Source organism: Alishewanella sp. HH-ZS (assembly GCF_001704375.1).
GTDB lineage: Bacteria > Pseudomonadota > Gammaproteobacteria > Enterobacterales > Alteromonadaceae > Alishewanella > Alishewanella aestuarii.
This window is the reverse complement of the sequence record NZ_LZEJ01000011.1, coordinates 64,014-81,038: the sequence shown is the minus strand read 5'-3', so window position 1 is coordinate 81,038 and position 17,025 is coordinate 64,014. Positions and strand designations below refer to the sequence as shown.

At 52.0% G+C, this 17,025-nt stretch carries 18 protein-coding genes; 11 read left to right on the top strand and 7 right to left on the bottom strand.

All coding sequences use genetic code 11. The features are described 5' to 3' along the window. The first annotated feature begins 73 nt into the window (after positions 1-73). The gene (locus A9165_RS06355; RefSeq protein ID WP_065955303.1) at positions 74-370 is read left to right on the top strand and encodes a DUF6482 family protein; all 297 of its coding nucleotides are present in this window, start codon (positions 74-76) and stop codon (positions 368-370) included. A gap of 84 nt (positions 371-454) precedes the next feature. Here A9165_RS06355 and A9165_RS06350 read toward each other — a convergent pair whose 3' ends face one another. Genes A9165_RS06350 through wecA form a run of 3 tightly spaced genes read right to left on the bottom strand, consistent with a single transcriptional unit; the run spans position 455 to position 3,991 of the window. Next, a complete protein-coding gene (locus A9165_RS06350; protein WP_065955302.1) occupies positions 455-1,612 on the bottom strand; it encodes a polysaccharide pyruvyl transferase family protein in 1,158 nt (385 codons plus the stop codon). Positions 1,613-1,625: 13 nt separating this feature from the next. After that, positions 1,626-2,933 (bottom strand): flippase, encoded by a 1,308-nt coding sequence (locus A9165_RS06345; protein WP_065955301.1) that lies wholly within the window; start codon positions 2,931-2,933, stop codon positions 1,626-1,628. Beyond that, positions 2,930-3,991, bottom strand: coding sequence for a UDP-N-acetylglucosamine--undecaprenyl-phosphate N-acetylglucosaminephosphotransferase (gene wecA, locus A9165_RS06340; protein ID WP_255365661.1), 1,062 nt, complete (start codon positions 3,989-3,991; stop codon positions 2,930-2,932). The genes A9165_RS06345 and wecA overlap by 4 nt, the downstream gene beginning before the upstream one ends. Positions 3,992-4,191: 200 nt before the next feature. On the opposite strand from wecA, the gene A9165_RS06335 reads away from it, so the two are divergent. Genes A9165_RS06335 through A9165_RS06315 form a run of 5 tightly spaced genes read left to right on the top strand, consistent with a single transcriptional unit; the run spans position 4,192 to position 8,872 of the window. Continuing rightward, positions 4,192-5,211 carry a glycosyltransferase family 4 protein gene (locus tag A9165_RS06335; RefSeq protein ID WP_065955299.1) on the top strand — a complete coding sequence of 340 codons (1,020 nt, stop codon included), beginning with the start codon at positions 4,192-4,194 and terminating at the stop codon, positions 5,209-5,211. Further along, positions 5,208-5,945 carry a WecB/TagA/CpsF family glycosyltransferase gene (locus A9165_RS06330; RefSeq protein ID WP_065955298.1) on the top strand — a complete coding sequence of 246 codons (738 nt, stop codon included), beginning with the start codon at positions 5,208-5,210 and terminating at the stop codon, positions 5,943-5,945. The genes A9165_RS06335 and A9165_RS06330 overlap by 4 nt, the downstream gene beginning before the upstream one ends. 10 nt (positions 5,946-5,955) lie before the next feature. After that, entirely contained in the window at positions 5,956-6,849 is an 894-nt protein-coding gene (locus A9165_RS06325; RefSeq protein ID WP_065955297.1) for a glycosyltransferase, read from the top strand. Beyond that, a complete protein-coding gene (locus A9165_RS06320) occupies positions 6,846-8,186 on the top strand; it encodes an O-antigen ligase family protein (protein WP_065955296.1) in 1,341 nt (446 codons plus the stop codon). Before A9165_RS06325 ends, A9165_RS06320 begins: the two co-directional genes overlap by 4 nt. Continuing rightward, complete coding sequence (locus A9165_RS06315) at positions 8,183-8,872, top strand: YdcF family protein (protein WP_065955295.1); 690 nt, start codon at positions 8,183-8,185, stop codon at positions 8,870-8,872. Before A9165_RS06320 ends, A9165_RS06315 begins: the two co-directional genes overlap by 4 nt. Here the strand turns inward: A9165_RS06315 and rrtA are convergent. Next, positions 8,859-9,437, bottom strand: a complete 579-nt coding sequence (gene rrtA, locus A9165_RS06310) for a rhombosortase (RefSeq protein WP_065955294.1) — start codon at positions 9,435-9,437, stop codon at positions 8,859-8,861. The two genes, A9165_RS06315 and rrtA, sit on opposite strands and share 14 nt — an antisense overlap. 69 nt (positions 9,438-9,506) lie before the next feature. On the opposite strand from rrtA, the gene ggt reads away from it, so the two are divergent. Further along, positions 9,507-11,246: a gamma-glutamyltransferase gene (ggt, locus tag A9165_RS06305; protein ID WP_065955293.1), complete on the top strand. Its 1,740-nt coding sequence runs from the start codon at positions 9,507-9,509 to the stop codon at positions 11,244-11,246. Positions 11,247-11,259: 13 nt separating this feature from the next. Next, entirely contained in the window at positions 11,260-11,994 is a 735-nt protein-coding gene (locus A9165_RS06300) for an enoyl-CoA hydratase-related protein (protein WP_065955292.1), read from the top strand. 62 nt (positions 11,995-12,056) lie between these two features. Here the strand turns inward: A9165_RS06300 and A9165_RS06295 are convergent, their stop codons facing one another. Then, positions 12,057-12,506: a hypothetical protein gene (locus A9165_RS06295; protein ID WP_255365660.1), complete on the bottom strand. Its 450-nt coding sequence runs from the start codon at positions 12,504-12,506 to the stop codon at positions 12,057-12,059. 146 nt (positions 12,507-12,652) lie between these two features. Further along, positions 12,653-13,624 (bottom strand): cysteine synthase A, encoded by a 972-nt coding sequence (cysK, locus tag A9165_RS06290; protein ID WP_008608185.1) that lies wholly within the window; start codon positions 13,622-13,624, stop codon positions 12,653-12,655. 128 nt (positions 13,625-13,752) lie between these two features. On the opposite strand from cysK, the gene A9165_RS06285 reads away from it, so the two are divergent. From A9165_RS06285 to A9165_RS06275, 3 genes are read left to right on the top strand one after another with little or no spacing between them, the layout of a single operon-like run. Beyond that, on the top strand, positions 13,753-14,598 hold the full coding sequence (locus A9165_RS06285; protein ID WP_065955291.1) for a MoxR family ATPase: 846 nt from the start codon (positions 13,753-13,755) through the stop codon (positions 14,596-14,598). After that, positions 14,599-15,768, top strand: a complete 1,170-nt coding sequence (locus A9165_RS06280; protein ID WP_065955290.1) for a VWA domain-containing protein — start codon at positions 14,599-14,601, stop codon at positions 15,766-15,768. Between the two features lie 43 nt (positions 15,769-15,811). Next, positions 15,812-16,105 (top strand): hypothetical protein, encoded by a 294-nt coding sequence (locus A9165_RS06275; RefSeq protein WP_065955289.1) that lies wholly within the window; start codon positions 15,812-15,814, stop codon positions 16,103-16,105. 4 nt (positions 16,106-16,109) lie between these two features. On the opposite strand, the gene A9165_RS06270 is transcribed toward A9165_RS06275, so the two are convergent. Next, complete coding sequence (locus tag A9165_RS06270; protein ID WP_008951819.1) at positions 16,110-16,961, bottom strand: PA4780 family RIO1-like protein kinase; 852 nt, start codon at positions 16,959-16,961, stop codon at positions 16,110-16,112. Positions 16,962-17,025: the final 64 nt, after the last annotated feature.

The window sequence follows — 17,025 nt, the reverse complement described above, 5'->3', positions numbered from 1 at the left end:
GCGATCTAGTTGAAAAATCGCCGCGTAAGCTTAGCAGGATATCTCGATATATCTAGCTAAGCAGGAGCAAACTATGCCTTATCATCGTGCAGCGCATCTTAATCATCAGGATGTACGGATTGACGAGCTGGTGGTGCATTCTTACGAAATGGGGGTCTATCTGGTCGAGGCCGACTACGATGGTCGTCGTGGTTTTTTGGTTAATGATGACAATCATCCACAGCGGTTTCAGAGTGTGGAGCAGGTTAAGCAATCGCTGAGTGATTGTACCGTGCGCCAGGCCTGGCTGGTGCATCAGTCGGCCTATGATGAGATGTGCGGTGGCCCGGAAAAGACTGACAACACTTTAAAAGTGCCGCTTTGGGTCTGAATCCAACACTAGCCCCCGGTTAGAAGTCCGAACTGGGGGTAAAATGTTGAATGTTGAATGTTGAATTTTAAGCGTTCAGTTAATTCAAATTGCTTGTGCCAGACGCTGCCACATTTTCTGGTTGCGTTGTTTTAACGTTGCGGCGCGTTCAGCAACGATAGCTGACAGGGTGTCTTTTTCGTGCAGTAGCTGCGCTAAGGCATCCAACAGGCTTTGCTCTGACAGTTCAGCAACACAAAAATCGCCCATGCCAAAATCGCTCATCATCGCATGATATTTATGGCTCCAGCTGGTAGCAATACAGGGGACACCCTGGCTTAGCGCATTTACCGCACCGTGAAAACGTGAACTGACCGCCAGCTCCGCCTTACCAATAAAATATTTTACCGCCAGAGGATCTTCGATTTGCACCAGACCGCAGGGCGAGCGGGCGGCGATTTCGGCGCACAGCTCAGCATCTTCTTTGCCTTCGTGATTCACCAGCACCGGCTGAATACCTAATGCCGTAAGATAATCAGCTGCAGCAGCAAAGGCGGCAACATAGTCGCTACGCATCGCTTCGGCATTGGCATGATTAAACTTGGATACCACCTTGGAATTGGGGATCAGCGCCGCGAAGGGCACATTCAGCTGTGGCACTTCGGCATTGGCTTCCGCACTTAAACCGACAGTAAAGTCCGGCGTTAACACTACATGCTCTGGCAGCACCTCAACGCAGCTTTGTAAATGTTGCAGCGATACCGGATCACGGACAAAAATCAGCCGTGCGTGTTGAATAATATCGCGCATTGCTGCTTTGCTCTCGTTGGTGCTAAAGGGGCCAAAGGCTTGCGGCATAAAGACAAAGGGTTTGCCGGCTTTGCTAAAACGCACCACTTCTTTGGCGGTATTCTGCAAGAAGGTCAGCGGCCACTGGTCACCATAGGCAAAGCCACTGGCTTCCAGAATTAGATCGACATCGCGTTCGGTAACCATACCGTAACGTTTAAATAAACGCAGTAAAGGCCCGGGTAACTTGCCCAGGGTACCGGTGAGATCCAGACCTTTGCGGCGGAATGATAGTTTTTGCCAGGCGCCATGACGGGCGCGCTCCGGGTAAGGCAGATTCGGGCCAGGAGACAGCACCAGCTCAAAGGATTTATTCAGTTTTTTCAGGCCATGTAAACAGGCCAATAGCATCAGATAGGCGCCTTTGTTACGGAATTGCACGCCTTTAATTTCGACAAAATAGGGTTTAGTCATAAGTTTTCCTTGATCAGGCTTTTACTCGCAGCAGTTGCCAAAACTGCTCGCGGGTACGCTTGGCGAAAAATAAAAAGAAGAAAGAGGCATAGGCATAGGAAATCAGCGTCGCCCAGGCCGCACCCACAATGCCGTACTGGGGGATTAGCCACAGGTTAAGGCCAACATTGAGTAAAGCGCCCATACCGTGGCTAAACAGGGACAGCGGCTCTTGCTCGGTGATCACCAGGTGTTGGCCAATCAGATAACGGACAAAGATAAAACAGCCGGACCAGATATGAATTTGTAATACGGTTACCGCGTCGCTAAAAGCTTCACCAAACAACAACACCACTATCCCATCTGCTGTCAGGCTCATCACCACCGCAATCGCCAGGGCAGCACTAAAAAACAGCAGCGCAAAACGGCGTAGCTTGATTAAATAACCGTCCCAGCTTTTTTCATAGGCTTTTAGCATATCCGGGTAATAGCGTACGGCCAGCGTGGCCGGAAATACATACCAGAGTTCAGATAGACGGCTGGCCGCGGCATAGATACCGGCTTGCTCAGTGCCGGCCATCGCACCCAGCATCACGATATCAATTTTCAGATAGATCACCGTGACAATACCGGATAACCACAGCCAGGATGAGCGTTTTAATAACTGCTTCCCATAGGTCAGGTTAAAGTATTTCGGGTGATAGCCCGGCCAGCGCTGTTGCTCTTCTTTAAAAGGCCGGTGTTTCTGGCGATAGATCCAATACTGGGCCAGCGCGACAATCAAAAACTCGCCGGCGTAAATCAGCAATAAACTGGCAATACCGAAGCCCTGATAGAGCAAAACCAGTTTTAAGCCAAAACTTACCAGTGAAATTATCGATTTAACATAGGCCGGGGTGCGGAAAGTTCCCTGATAATTCAGATAAAATTCAAACAGCAGAAAGCCAAAAAACGCCTGCAACATAAACAGCAGCGGTATGGTATAGCTTAAATGGCCGCTAAAGAGTTCGCCATTAAGCAGGTAGAATAGCGCCAGCATCAGGGCGCCGCCGAGTAGCCCCAGCCCCAGCCGGATACTGACGGCGGTGTAGAGCATCGTCATGGCTTGCTGACCGCTATCTAGCTTAACCATTTGCCGCACGACCAGATTATTTAGTCCCATGCTGGTTAGCGGCACTAAAAAGGCACTCCACGCCATCACGATAGAGTATATACCCAGCTCACTGGCACCCAGCATGCGGGCGACAAAGATCGTCAGTACTGCACCGGCACTGAGTTTAACCAGCTTATCACCCAGCATCGCCGTAGCGCGGGCCAGTAAGATTTTTTTAAGCAGTTTCAACCTTTGGCTCCCTGTAAACGGCGGCGTAGCGCCGATAGAATGCGCCAGACATTCTGCAATAGCTGGATATAACCGGCGAATAGCAGCAAAAACAGCAACAACATAATGCCCTCCGGGATCAGCAAATACTCACCGATAATGCCGATACAGGCAAAGATACAAGCCAGAGCGGTAATCAGCGTTAACGATTCGCGGGAGTTCAGGCCCAGACGCAGCGAGATATGGTGTAAGTGTTCGCGATCGGCCTGAAAGGGGGACTGGCCTTTGCGGATCCGTCGCACCATAATAGCGACCATATCCATCAGCGGTATGGCAATTAACCACAGTGCAGTAACGGGCCGGAAACTGGCACTTTCACTCTGGGTGCCGACGATCAGCAGCCAGATCACAGAAAAACCAATTAACATGCTGCCGGCATCGCCCATAAAGATCTTTTTACCGGGCACCAGCTGTAAATTAAACGCCAGATACGGCAGCATAGCGCAGATCAGTACCATCGGTAGCAGCGCCTGTTCAACCTGACCCCACAACAACATAAAGCCGGCAATGGCAACAAAACTAACCAGACTGAGCATGCCTGCTAAGCCATCGATACCGTCAGTCATATTAAAGGCGTTAATGGCGGCTATCACCGCAATCAGGGTGACAGGGATGCCGAGAAAACCGAGCCTGACATCGCCATAACCAAATAAATTACCCAGATTTGCCAGGTGCAAATCGAGTACATAGACCATGGCTGCACTCAGCAGTAACTGCACCGCCAGGCGTAATTTCACACTCAGATCCAGATAATCATCAAAGGCGCCGAGGATCACCAGCGCACCGGCAAGTGTCAGGTAGTAGCCGGCATCTAAGTCCGCAACCGGAAACAAGACAAAGCCAAGCAGCATGCCGGTAAATACCGATAAGCCGCCGATCAGCGGAATGGCGCCCTGATGTTGCTTACGGCCACGCGGAATATCGACCAGACCAATACGTTGCGATAACGGATAAAAACTTAAAATGGCAAGCAGGCAACCGGCAAACGCCGTTATCATCAATAGAAGCTGAGTTGTCATAGTGGTTTCTTTTTCATCATCTTTTTATTCAGCTGGCTGTCAGCAGCACTCTGGTGTAATGATACTGCTTAGTGCGACAATAAACGACTAGCTGGCCGCGGTCCTGATAAATAAATTAATGGAACCGGCAATTATCCGTCTTCTCAGGAGTAAAGCACAGGGTGACTGCAACACAACCCCGGGTCCTCGTGATCACTAATATGGGTCCTAAACCCTCATCACCGTTTCAGGGCAACTTTGTGCGCGCCCAGGTCACAGCATTACAGGCTCAGGGCCTGCAACCTGCCTATCATTATATGCGCTGGCACCGTGACTCTTGGCTGAACAGGTTATTGAAGTATCCGGTTTTTTTCCTCGATTTTTGCCGGCGCTTTCTGTTTAGCCGCCAAGGCTATCAGATATTGCACGTCCATTTCTTTTATCCAACAATCTGGTTAGCGCTGTTATACCGTTGGTTACGCAATCCGCAGGCGAAAATTGTCGTCACCTGCCACGGCTCAGATATCTATCATTATCAGCCACCCGGGCGCCTGTATCGCTGGTGTGCGCGGCAGGTGGATAGCTGGATCTTTAGTAGCGAGGCGCTGCAGCAACAATTTTTTATGCAGCCAGAGCGGGCGCAGGTGTTGGCGGCCGGTATTGATAACCGTTATGCTAGCGCGACCTGGCACAGCAAAACCGATAAAGATATTGATTTGCTCTATGTTGGTACACTGGACCAGAATAAAGGGATGGATCGTTTACTGGCCATGCTGCCACAGCTGCAAGCCTGGCGCGTAGTGATCGCCGGTTCAGGGCCCTGGCAGGCAGCACTGGCACAAGCCACTGCTTCCTATCCCAATATCACCTTGCTTGGCCCACAAAGTGGTGCGGATTTGCTGGCACTGTATCAGCGCGCCCGTTGCTTTATCAGTTTATCGCGCAAAGAATCTTTTGGTCTGGTAATGGCTGAGGCGATGGCGTGTTATACGCCTGTTGTGGCGACCGATACTGATGGTGCCAGGGCGCAAGTACGGCAGGGTGTCACCGGTTATGCTGTGTCACAGCAGGATGAAGCCTTATGCCAGCAGCAGTTGCTGGCTGCGATCAGGCAATTGCTGGCGCTGGATGAGACCGCCTACCAGCAGTTGCAACAGCAGGGCCGGATGCAGGCCGAGCAAATCTTACTGCCCGTGATCGTGAATAAACTACGTAAACATTATCAGGAACTTATGTTATGACGAGCACATCCTCGACCGCTATCGCTGAAATCGGTATCGGTCCGGTTCAGGTGTCGGCCTTTGCCAATATGGCGCAATTGCTGTCCTATATTATCCGTGATGATGGTTCTGTTTATGCCGGTTCGGCCATTGCCATTAATCCGGAAAAAATTCTGACCGCACTGGAAAACCCGCAGGTGTTAGCCGTGATCCAACAAGCCGATCTGCGCTATGCCGATGGTATCGGGGTGGTGAAAGTGATGCAAAAACGTCTGCTGCGGCCGGTGGAGCGGATCCCGGGTTGTGAACTATGGCAGGCGTTGATGGCGCGGGCAGCAGAGTATCAGGTACCGGTGTATCTGGTCGGTGCCAAGCCCGAAGTGCTGGCGCAAACCCGCGATAAGTTACAGCGGCTCGGGGTGCCGGTAGTGGGCGCGACCGATGGTTATTTTAAAGATGAAGCGCAATTGCTGCAGACGATCAAAGCCAGTGGCGCCCGCTTTGTCAGCGTGGCGATGGGATCGCCCAAGCAAGAGTTGCTGATCCAGCGCATCCGGGCAGTCCATCCGGATTGTTTTTATATGGGCGTTGGTGGCACCTATGACGTCTTTACCGGCAATGTAAAACGCGCTCCGGCACTGTGGTGTAAGCTTAATCTGGAATGGGCTTACCGTTTATTGGCGCAACCAAGCCGCATTGGCCGCCAATTACGCTTATTCAGGTACCTGTGGTGGGTGCTGATTGGAAAAATTTAAGGAGCAAAGGGTGAGAGCATTACCGTTAATCAGTGTTTATATGCCTACCTATAACCGGGCTGAGATGGCCTGCCGGGCCATCGACTCGGTACTGGCGCAGGATTATCCGAACTTTGAGCTGATCGTGGTGGATGATGCGTCAAAAGATCAGACCTATGAACAGCTGAGTTCGCGTTATGCTAACGAGCCACGGGTACGGATCCTGCGGCAGGAACAGGGGCAGGGTGCCTGCGCCGCCCGCAACAGAGCCATTAATGAAGCACGTGGCGACTTTGTCACCGGCCTGGATGATGACGATGAGTTTTTACCGCAGCGCCTCAGTAGTCTTTATGCGGCCTATGATGATCAATTCAGCATGGTCTGCAGCGCCTATATCTGGGATTACGGTACCTTTAGTAAAACCTTGTTTGCCGATGAAGCTACGGTAAGTCTGAGTGAGTTACTGGATTTGCACACGCTGTCAAATCAGGCGTTGGTGCGCCGTGAGCGGATGTTAGCACTGGGTGGTTTTGATACCGGTCTGGCGGCGTTTCAGGATTATGATATGTGGGTGCGGGTGGTCGCGGCCTATGGCCCGGCGAAGCGGATTGCCAATGCCAGCTATAAGGTGAATGTTGGGCATGAACTCGGCCGGATCACCGATTCGCCAAAACGACTGGACGCACATCAGCAATTTGTTGCCAAACACCGGCCACTGATGAGCGAGCGTAACCTGCAGAATCAGATGTTTTACCGCTTAACAATGCAAAAGAAACCTCTGACACTGACGGAGTTTTTCCGCCAATGCCGCTATGGCCTGTTAAATCTGAAATGGCGTTATTTTTTAAAGCATAAGTTATCGTGGTTTAGCGCGCTCCGTTTACGGTTGATGAATAAAGGTATCCGGGGTTTGCTTAAAAAATGAACTGGCAAAACCGGCTGCTTTTCGTGTCGCCGCAGCTGTTAGATCGGCTGATCCTGGTGCTGGCAGCACTTTTTGTGCTGGTCGACTGGCTAAACGGTCTGTTACGACACAGTCTGGGCAGCGTGCTGCCGCTGTCAGCAGCATTTAAAGCCTTGCTGTTAACGCTACTGCTGTGGCGCGGCTGGCAACTGTGTCGCAGTGAGCTGCGTTTACCCTTACTACTGCTGGTACTGATGCTACCCGGTCCTTTGTATATCAAATGGTTGACCGGTCATCCTTATTTGTTGAGCGACCTGCAACTGATAGCCAAAGCTGGCGCCATGCTACTGGCACTGGCCTACTTTGCTGCCCGCGCGAAAACACTGCAACAAGACTACCTGCGCTATGTTGATGCCGTGGTACTGGCGGCCTTTATGCTGTTACTGCTCAATACTGTGCTCGGTACTATCGGCTACGGTGGTACTGCCTATCAGCCGATGGAGCAGGTCAGTCAGAAATTTCTCGGTATCAAAGGCTACTTTGTTTCTACTAACGAGCTGTCCGCTTTGTTATTAGTGTTAAGCGGCTGGTTACTTTGCCGCAGCTGGCAACGACGGCGCTGGGCCTACCCACTGATTGCACTTGCGGCGTTTTTTATCGCTGCACTTATGCTGACCAAAACCGGTTTATTTGGCATCCTGCTGCTGGTACTGCTGACGCCGCTGCTAGTAATGGATAGAAGGCAGTGGCAACAGGCTAAGCCTTATCTGCTGGCCGCTGGCCTGGTAGTCGTCGTACTCACCGCTTTGCTGCTCTATCATCTGACCGCCTTGCTGCAGTGGGTTGGGCTGTACGATAAGTTGCAGTTTGCCTATCAACAGCGAGGACTGAGCGGCATTTTGTTGTCATCGCGCGATTTTTACCTGCAACGTAACTTTGCGTTAGTTGCTGAGCACTATCCGCACTGGTTACAGGTATTAGGCGTCGGTCAGGGCGGCGTGCGCCTGCTATTGAAAAAGTATTTTATTGAGTTGGATTTTTTCGATCTGCTACTGTTTTATGGGTTGGCAGGTGCTTTATTGTTCTGCTTAAGTTTTCTGCGTCTGTTTAGTTTGCTGTGGAGTCGCATGGCAAAGAGTGAGCTGGCATTGCCATTAGCTTTGCTCAATCTGCTGTTATTGGCAGTGGCCTTGCTGGCCGGGCATGTTCTGACCTCGGGTATGTTATGGTTACCCTGGGCGCTGGTTAACGCCGCGGTACTGGTAAATCGTGGGCCATCAGTGTTAACTGCAGCCATGCCGCAGACGGTTGACAGTGCGTCAACGCCAGTCGCTCAGCCAGATAAGGAGGCAAGATGAAGGATCTGTTAGAACCCTTTTTATATCCGCACAACCTGTTGCTTTATGGCCTGTTGCTCGCGTGTCTGCTGTATCGCAAAAAAGGCCTCTGGGTGCTGTGGGGCTTTTACTATCTGGTTGGCAATACCTATATCGCCAATCACGCCCGGCTCTGGTACCAACAGGGCATTTCCAACGCCACAGCCCCGGCCAGCCTGTATGTGGTGCTGGGCTGTGGTGGTTCAGCAACGCAGCTACCCGCCTGCGCCAGAGCCCGGATCCAGCAACTTAGCGCTGAAGTCGCACAGCCGGAGCCAGTGGCGGTATTAATCACCACCCGTTATTGCCAGCCTTATCTGGATTATCTGCAGCAGCAACTCCCCGCTGTGGCTGCTGACTGTTTTGATGCCGGTGACAATACCTATCAGGAGTTTGCCAGTCTGGCGCCACGACTGGCACAGCAGCGGCAAATTCGTTTTATTACCAGTGATTTTCATAGCTGGCGCGTTAGCCGGCTGATTGCGGAGTATCAGTTGGACGCCAGCATTGGCGCCGCCAGCAGCCAGACACTGAGGCCGGTAAACTGTAGTTTAAACTGCTTCTTTACCGTTAATCTGTCAAACCTGGATTTTTACAGTAAATTGACTGCAGAGTTTAGTAGTTACGCGGTTTACAAGTTAGGCGGACGCAAGCTCACTGGTGTTTGATCTGACGCCAGCTAAGCAGCGCCAGCAATACGCCACAAAGCGCACCGAGCAGGTGCGCATCAATCGCGACTTCGGCCCCGATCTGTGCTCCTAACACCGGATCAGGGCCTTGCCATTGCTCTAGCGCCAGTTTTGCACTTACTCCGATTAGAATCAGCATACCGGAGCGATAGCCCTGACGCAGATCGGCCACGGCACCATAGCAGAGTAAGCCATGCAGCATACCTGATAATCCGACATAGATGTCAATCTCAGGGGCGAGTAGTAATAAAGCCAAGGCTGTGGCCAGCAGTAATAACAGGAGCTGCCAGCCTACAGCTAAACGCCCCGGCAACCGGCCGTGTAGTATCATCAAAACCGCTAACCCTGCCAAATTCATCAGCAAATGATAAACATTGCTATGCAGCAGCTGACCACTTAGCAGGCGCCAGAGCTCGCCACGCCAGATCATCGTTTGGTTGTATTCTAATGCGTGTTGCCAGGCCGGGGGCAATAAAAACAGCAGGACACAGCAGCTGGCCAACAACAGATAAGGCAGATCAGACTTTAGCTTTAGTATGGGCATCAGATGGTTGAATTTGCACTAAGAACTGGTTAGGGTGTCAGGGAGCCGTTAATTAGTAAAGTCCTGACGATGAAAAAATCCCTCACTGCTTTAAATCTGTTACTTTGGGCGCTACTGCCCGTGCTAAGTGTGGCGGTGACGCCACAGGAAACCCGTGAGCCGGAAGCGGCTACGGGGCTGGTGCAACAGCAATTGACCCGTCATGCCAATGCGATGGTCGCGGCTGCGCATCCGCTGGCGGCGGAGGCGGGCAAGCGGATCCTGCAAGCCGGTGGTAGCGCTATTGACGCGGCCATTGCCACCCAGTTAATGCTTGGCCTGGTTGAACCGCAGAGCTCCGGGATTGGCGGTGGCGCCTTTATCCTGCATTTTCAGGCTGACAGTGGTCAGTTAACCAGCTTTGATGGCCGTGAAACGGCGCCTGCTGCCGCCGGCCCCTGGTTATTTGCCGAGGACGGTAAAGTATTAGGCTGGCGAGAAGCCTATGTTGGCGGTAAGTCTGTTGGCGTGCCGGGAGTGTTACGGGCGCTCGCTGATGCCCATCAACAGTTTGGTAAGTTGCCCTGGGCTGCGCTCTTTACCGATACCATCGCCGCTGCAGAGCAGGGCTTTATTGTGAATGAGCGGATGGCGAAACAACTGGCGCTGGGATGGAATCAGGGATTACGGCAGTTGTCACCGGCAAAAGAGTTTTATTACCCGGATAATCAGCCACTGGCTGCCGGTACCCTATTAAAAAATCCCGAGTACGCGGCCTTATTGCGAAAAATTGCCAGCGAAGGTGTCAGCGCCTTTTATCAGGGCGCGAATGCAGAAGCGCTGGTGCGCACTGTCAATCAGGCTGCGGTCAATCCTGGTACTTTGACGTTACAGGATCTTGCCAATTATCAGGCCCAGCAAAAGGATGCCCTCTGCATTCCGTACCGGGTGTATCAGATCTGCTCGATGACCGCACCCAGCTCTGGTGGGGTGGCGGTACTACAAATTATGGGTATGCTGGCGCAGTTTGATTTGGCAGCGCTTAAACCTAACAGTCTGGAAGCTGTGCATCTGATCAGTCAGGCATCGCGCGCCGCCTTTGCCGATCGAGATCGTTATCTGGCTGATCCGGATTTTGCACCGGTCCCGGTGGCGGGTTTGCTGGCTGCGGAATATTTGAAGCAACGCGCGGCGTTACTAACAGGTCGTGATCAGACATTTAGCGCCGGTCAACCTGAAGGTGCCCAGCCGCTGGCCAGCAGCCAGGCAGTGGAATTTCCCAATACCAGCCATTTGTCAATTGTCGATGCTGCTGGCAATGCGGTCAGTATGACCACCAGTATTGAAAACGTCTTTGGCTCGGGCTTAATGGTGAATGGCTATTTGCTGAATAATCAGCTAACCGATTTTAGTTTAGAGCCTGTCGTAGGCGGCATGCTGGTAGCAAACCGGGTTGAGGGCGGTAAGAGGCCGCGCAGTTCCATGGCACCGGTGATGGTGTTTGATGCCGACAATCAACTGAAACTGGTGATAGGATCGCCAGGCGGCAGCCGGATAATCAATTATGTGGCGCAAAGTCTGGTTGCGGTTTTGGATTGGCAGCTTGATGTACAACAAGCCCTGAATTTAGCCCGCTTTACCCATCGCAATGATTATTTGGCGCTGGAAGCCGGTACTGAGCTGGTAGAACTAGCGCCGGCACTGCAGGAGCTGGGTTATCAGGTACAACTGCAGGATCTGAATAGTGGTTTACACGCCATTGAGGTAAAGTCAACCCAGCTTGAAGGTGCTGCCGATCCCAGACGTGAAGGGCGGGTAGCCGGATTTTAACAAGGAATACCTTATGATACAGCAACAACAAGTGGATGCCGTACTGATCCTGAGTATGCAACGCTTTGAAAAGAAAAATGCGCTGAACTTACAGATGTACCGCGAGTTATCTGCGGCTTTGCAAAGTGCGGCGGCAAACCCGGCGATCAAGGTTGTACTGCTGCAAGGCAACGAACACTGTTTTAGCAGCGGTAATGATCTGAAAGATTTTTTATCGGCCGGCGAATTAAATCGCCAGCATCCGGTGGTGGAGTTTCTGTATACCGTCGCCGCCTTTCCCAAGCCGCTGGTGGCTGCGGTAGCAGGGTTAGCGATTGGTATCGGCACCACGGTGTTACTGCATTGTGATCTGGTTTATGCGGCGCCGGACTGCCGTTTTCAATTGCCCTTTACCCAGCTGGGGCTTTGTCCTGAGGCCGCTTCCAGTTTGTTGTTACCACAAATCGCCGGTTACCAGCGTGCGGCACAATATTTACTGTTAGGCGAGGCTTTTAGCAGTGAGCAGGCTGCGGCCTTTGGTCTGGTAAATGAGATTGTGCCTGCCGCGCAACTACTGGCGCATGCTGCCAGCAAAGCGCAAGCATTAGCGGCGTTACCGGCGCAGGCGGTACTGGTTAGCAAAGCGCTGTTAAAAGCCAATGATAAACAAACAGAACACGCGATAGCGACAGAGTTGGCAGAGTTTCAGCAGCTATTACAGAGTGACAGTTGTCAGCAACGACTACAGGCTTTTTTCAGCAGAAAATAGACTGTGGCAAGCGGGACGCCGGCAGGTTTTGCCGGCGCGCTGCTTTTACGGGTGCGCTGCGCTTAACGGATGCTGGTACTGAATTTATCTGCCTGCACTTCGCTGACCAACCAACTGCCGCGCTGGCGGATCAATTGTACGGTCCGTACTTCCTGCACTCTTTTACCATCGAACTCACCATCCAGAATTAACTGGATATTGGCATCATTCTGATACTGCTCGCGCAGATTACGGCCACTGCGGTTAACGTTAATTTGTACGGTATCGAAATTCATGTTGTATAAAATGCGGCCAGCTTGCCGCGCTGTACCGTATGATGCCAGCAATTTCGCGTAATCAGCAGTCGCCATGCTTTTGGCTTTGTCTAAATCCTTCGCGTTATAAATGGCGTCGAAAAAGGCCTCCGCTACGCTTTCCGGACTACCGCTCTGTGTGCTCAGTTGGGTGTTGCCGTCGCAACCTGATAGCAGCAAAGCAGCCAATAACAGCAGGCAATATTTTTTTAGCATCATGTGTTCACCTGTAGGGGCAAGCCTGAGCCTGCAGTTTTTCGCTGGCAAAATTGTGCGACTATTTAAGCTGGGTGTAAAGTAAAAAGGCCGCGAAGGCGGCCTTTTTACTTATGCTGGCGTTAAGCCGACATGATTAGTAACGAAGATTAAGCACTAAGTTCTTGTTCACTAAACACATTGGCAAATAATGGGCTGGTTAGGTAACGCTCAGCCGCGCTGGCCAGCACTACGACAATATTCTTGCCAGCATACTCTGGTAATTCCGCCAGGCGAGCAGCGGCCACAACGGCAGCACCCGAGGAAATACCGGCCAGAATGCCTTCTTCTTTCATCAGGCGGTGCGCCATGGCAATGGCGTCATCGCTGCTGACTTGCTCGACGCGGTCAATCAGATCCAGCTCTAATACTGACGGGATAAAACCGGCGCCAATGCCCTGGATTTTATGCGGACCTGGCTTTAATTCTTCACCGGCTTTGGCCTGGGTAATCACCGGTGATTCCACTGGCTCCACGGCGACACTGACCAGCGGGTGATTTTTTTCCTGTTTAAAGAAACGGCTGACTCCGGTAATGGTACCGCCGGTACCGACGCCAGCGACAAAGACGTCAACCTGACCATCCAGATCATGCCAGATCTCCGGGCCTGTGGTTTCAAAGTGAATTTGTGGGTTGGCCGGGTTATCGAACTGGCCGAGGATTAAATACTTATCCGGATTAGAAGCCTGAATTTCTTTGGCTTTTTCAATAGCGCCCTTCATCCCTTTTGGGCCTTCGGTTAGCACCAGATTGGCGCCCAGTGCCTTTAACAGCTTACGGCGTTCTAAACTCATGGTCGCCGGCATGGTCAGAGTCAGTTTATAACCGCGGCTGGCGGCAACAAAGGCCAGCGCAATACCGGTATTACCCGAGGTAGGCTCTACCAGCTCTTTGTCAGCGGTTAAGATGCCACGTTTTTCGGCATCCCAAATCAGCGCCGCGCCTAAGCGGCACTTGACGCTGAAGCTGGGGTTGCGTGCTTCAATCTTGGCATAGACATTGGCGCCTTTAACCACGCGGTTTAATTTGACCAGCGGGGTGCGGCCGATCGACAATGAGTTATCTGCGTATACATTTGCCATAAAAAACTCCAGAATCAGAAGATATTGGTTATAAGAATACGCGTCTTAATAAAAAACTGAAGAAGCATTTGGCTATAAGTTATAGCGGATTGCACTTTAAACTATGGAAGTTATAAGCTGAGGAAGTTATGTCATTTCAGAGTACTGAAAATTATATTGTCTCCGATGAACTGGCGCTGGCAGTAAATGCGGCTATGACGCTGCAAAAGCCGTTACTGTTAAAGGGCGAGCCGGGTACCGGTAAAACCCGGCTGGCGGAGGAGCTGGCGCAGAGCCTGGGCGCAGAACTGATCCAGTGGCATATCAAGTCGACAACCAAAGCCCAGCACGGCCTCTACGAGTACGACGCCGTATCGCGGTTACGTGATAGCCAGCTCGGCAGTGACAAGGTGCATGAGATTGCCAACTACATTAAGCCGGGCAAGTTGTGGCAGGCCTTTACAGCACAGCAGCGGCCGGTGTTGTTAATTGATGAGATTGATAAAGCCGATATTGAATTTCCAAACGATTTATTGCACGAGTTGGATCGGATGAGCTTCTATGTGCATGAGACCGGGCAGCAGGTCAGTGCCGCGCAGCGGCCTATTGTACTGATCACCTCAAACAACGAAAAAGAGCTGCCCGATGCCTTTTTGCGCCGCTGTTTTTTTCACTATATCCGCTTTCCGGATGCCGACATTCTGCGCCAGATTGTGGCAGTGCATTTCCCGCAGATCCGCCAGCAGCTGCTTAGTACTGCGCTGGACGTCTTTTTTGAACTACGCGAGCTACCGGGGCTAAAGAAAAAGCCCTCGACGTCCGAATTATTGGATTGGTTAAAACTGTTACTGGCAGAGCAGATCCCGGCTGAAGTGTTACAGCAAAAGCAACAGCAGGGCGGCCTGATGCCGATGTTTGGTGCCCTGCTAAAGAACGAACAAGATGTGCAACTGGTCGAAAAGCTGGCCTTTTTGGCCAAGCGGCAAGGGCGTTAAATGCTGGTCGAGTTCTTTTTTACGCTGCGCAAATATGGCCTGAAAAGCAGTATCACTGAGCTGCTGGATTTACTGCAGGCGTTGCAGCAGCAGGTGATTTTTGCCGATACCGAAGCTTTCTATCAGCTCGCCCGGCTGACACTGGTCAAAGATGAAAGCCAGTACGATAAGTTTGACCGGGCTTTTGCCGAGTATTTCGAGGGCGTCGCAGCGATAGATCTGGCCAGCCAGATCCCGGATGATTGGTTAATCCCGGATATTATTCGCCAGCTCTCAGCTGAGGATAAAGCCGCCTTGCAGAGGCTCGGTAGTTTAGAAGAGTTGTTGAAGCAACTTCGCGAGCGCCTGGCTGAGCAGCAAAAGCGCCATGCCGGCGGCAATAAATGGATCGGTACCGGTGGCACCTCGCCCTTTGGGGCTTACGGCTTTAATCCGGAAGGAGTGCGGATTGGTCAACAAGGCAGTGGCGCACGGCGCGCGGTAAAGGTGTGGGATAAACGCGAATTTAAAGATTTAGATAGCCAAAGCGAGTTGAATAACCGCAGTATTAAACTGGCGCTGCGTCAGCTAAGACGCTTTGCCCGCAGCGGTGCAGCGACCGAGCTGGATCTGAATGGCACCATTCAGGCTACGTCTGAGCAGGGCGGTTATCTGGATCTGCGTTTTGTACCAGAGCGGCATAATGCGGTTAAGGTGCTGATGCTGTTTGATGTCGGTGGCTCGATGGATGATTATATTGAGCTGTGTCAGCAAGTCTTTGCTGCCGTGCGCACTGAGTTTAAACATCTGGAGTTTTTTTACTTTCATAACTGTGTCTACGAAGGCGTCTGGCGCAACAATCAACGCCGCCATACCGAGCAAGTCAGTGTGCTGGATCTGATCCATACCTATGGCAGTGACTATAAACTGATTTTTGTCGGCGATGCCACCATGGGCCCCTATGAAATTGATTACCCGGGCGGCAGCGTCGAACACTGGAATCAGGAGCCGGGCCGGCTTTGGTTAGAGCGATTGCTGGCACAGTATCCAAAAGCGGTTTGGCTGAACCCACAACCTGAGCAGTGGTGGCGGCATTATCAGTCAATCAGTATTATTAAAGACATTATGCAGCAGCGGATGAAGCCGTTAACGCTGGAAGGGTTAACCCAGGCCATCAAACTTCTCAGTTAAGCGCATTGCAAAGATGCTGTAAGGATAAAGCGAAGCGAGACAGATGTTGACAGTAGAATTGGCAGTGATTTTGTTAAATGCGGTGTTGTTGCTGTTGGCCTACTTCTGGTGGTATCCCAGAGTAGCCGGCGCTGATCTGCGTAAAGTGGCGGTATTTGATACCCTGATAACGCTGCTGGCGTTGCTGATTGTCGGCTCCCGTTTCTGGGGCACGGAGCAAGCCTTTGAACTCTTTGGTTTTAATACTAATTGGTTCTGGTTTACTCTGGTGACTTATCTGATCCTGGAAATGCCGCTGGCCATCTGGTATTTCCGCCGCTATGGCCCACCGCGCTAGCGGCCTATTCCGGTTCGGCTTGTTGTCTGGCGCGACGTAGCGCCGCTTCGTCACTGGCCGCCTGAATTTCACTGAGGATAGCGTCAAGATCGACAGCACCTTGCTGCTCGTTGTAGCAGCCGGTTAAGGGATGCTTGGGGTCGAGATTGCCGGCTTCAAATAAGGCCCAGATTTCATCGGCATAGCGGGTTGCCGCCAACTCCGGCGCAAAGCGGGCATAGTAGGCGGTAATATTGTCGACATCGCGTTTCAGCATCCAGCGCGCATTATTATTGGCCGCGGCATCCACCGCCTGGGGTAAGTCGATAATTACCGGCCCCTCGCTGCCTTGCAGCACATTAAACTCAGACAGATCGCCATGCACCAGGCCTACTGCCAACATCTGCAGTATGGCTTGCATCATTTGATGATGGTCTTGCCTTGCTTGTTCTGCCGTTAAGCTGATGTCATTTAAGCGTGGGGCGACATCGCCTTCGGCATCGACCACCAGTTCCATCAACAGCACGCCGTCATAGCAACCGTAGGGCGTCGGCACCCGGACACCGGCAGCAGCCAATTTAAACAGGGCATCGACTTCAGCCGATTGCCAGCTTTCTTCAGCCTGCTCACGGCCAAACCCTGAGCCTTTTTCCATCGCTCTGGCGCGACGCGAGTTTCTGACTTTACGGCCTTCCTGATATTGGGCGGCCTTTTTAAAGCTGCGCTGGCTTGCGTCTTTATAGACTTTGGCGCAGCAGATCCGCCCGGCGCTTTGCACGACATAGACGGACGCCTCTTTGCCACTCATTAAGGCATAATGCACTTCATCAATTAAGCCTTCCTCCAGCAGAGGGTGTAAGCGGGCTGGCGTTCTCATAATGTGGCCTTAACAGAGTGGAGGGTAGTCAGACCGGCAGCGAAGTGCGGTCTGAGCACCGTCT

What these genes read in the sequence shown, in the direction of transcription:
- A9165_RS06355 (WP_065955303.1), top strand. Translation starts at nt 74, where the DNA reads ATGCCTTATCATCGTGCAGCGCATCTTAATCATCAGGATGTACGGATT.
- A9165_RS06350 (WP_065955302.1), bottom strand. Translation starts at nt 1,612, where the DNA reads ATGACTAAACCCTATTTTGTCGAAATTAAAGGCGTGCAATTCCGTAAC.
- wecA (WP_255365661.1), bottom strand. Translation starts at nt 3,991, where the DNA reads ATGACAACTCAGCTTCTATTGATGATAACGGCGTTTGCCGGTTGCCTG.
- A9165_RS06335 (WP_065955299.1), top strand. Translation starts at nt 4,192, where the DNA reads ATGGGTCCTAAACCCTCATCACCGTTTCAGGGCAACTTTGTGCGCGCC.
- A9165_RS06330 (WP_065955298.1), top strand. Translation starts at nt 5,208, where the DNA reads ATGACGAGCACATCCTCGACCGCTATCGCTGAAATCGGTATCGGTCCG.
- A9165_RS06320 (WP_065955296.1), top strand. Translation starts at nt 6,846, where the DNA reads ATGAACTGGCAAAACCGGCTGCTTTTCGTGTCGCCGCAGCTGTTAGAT.
- A9165_RS06315 (WP_065955295.1), top strand. Translation starts at nt 8,183, where the DNA reads ATGAAGGATCTGTTAGAACCCTTTTTATATCCGCACAACCTGTTGCTT.
- rrtA (WP_065955294.1), bottom strand. Translation starts at nt 9,437, where the DNA reads ATGCCCATACTAAAGCTAAAGTCTGATCTGCCTTATCTGTTGTTGGCC.
- ggt (WP_065955293.1), top strand. Translation starts at nt 9,507, where the DNA reads ATGAAAAAATCCCTCACTGCTTTAAATCTGTTACTTTGGGCGCTACTG.
- A9165_RS06300 (WP_065955292.1), top strand. Translation starts at nt 11,260, where the DNA reads ATGATACAGCAACAACAAGTGGATGCCGTACTGATCCTGAGTATGCAA.
- A9165_RS06295 (WP_255365660.1), bottom strand. Translation starts at nt 12,506, where the DNA reads ATGATGCTAAAAAAATATTGCCTGCTGTTATTGGCTGCTTTGCTGCTA.
- cysK (WP_008608185.1), bottom strand. Translation starts at nt 13,624, where the DNA reads ATGGCAAATGTATACGCAGATAACTCATTGTCGATCGGCCGCACCCCG.
- A9165_RS06285 (WP_065955291.1), top strand. Translation starts at nt 13,753, where the DNA reads ATGTCATTTCAGAGTACTGAAAATTATATTGTCTCCGATGAACTGGCG.
- A9165_RS06280 (WP_065955290.1), top strand. Translation starts at nt 14,599, where the DNA reads ATGCTGGTCGAGTTCTTTTTTACGCTGCGCAAATATGGCCTGAAAAGC.
- A9165_RS06275 (WP_065955289.1), top strand. Translation starts at nt 15,812, where the DNA reads ATGTTGACAGTAGAATTGGCAGTGATTTTGTTAAATGCGGTGTTGTTG.
- A9165_RS06270 (WP_008951819.1), bottom strand. Translation starts at nt 16,961, where the DNA reads ATGAGAACGCCAGCCCGCTTACACCCTCTGCTGGAGGAAGGCTTAATT.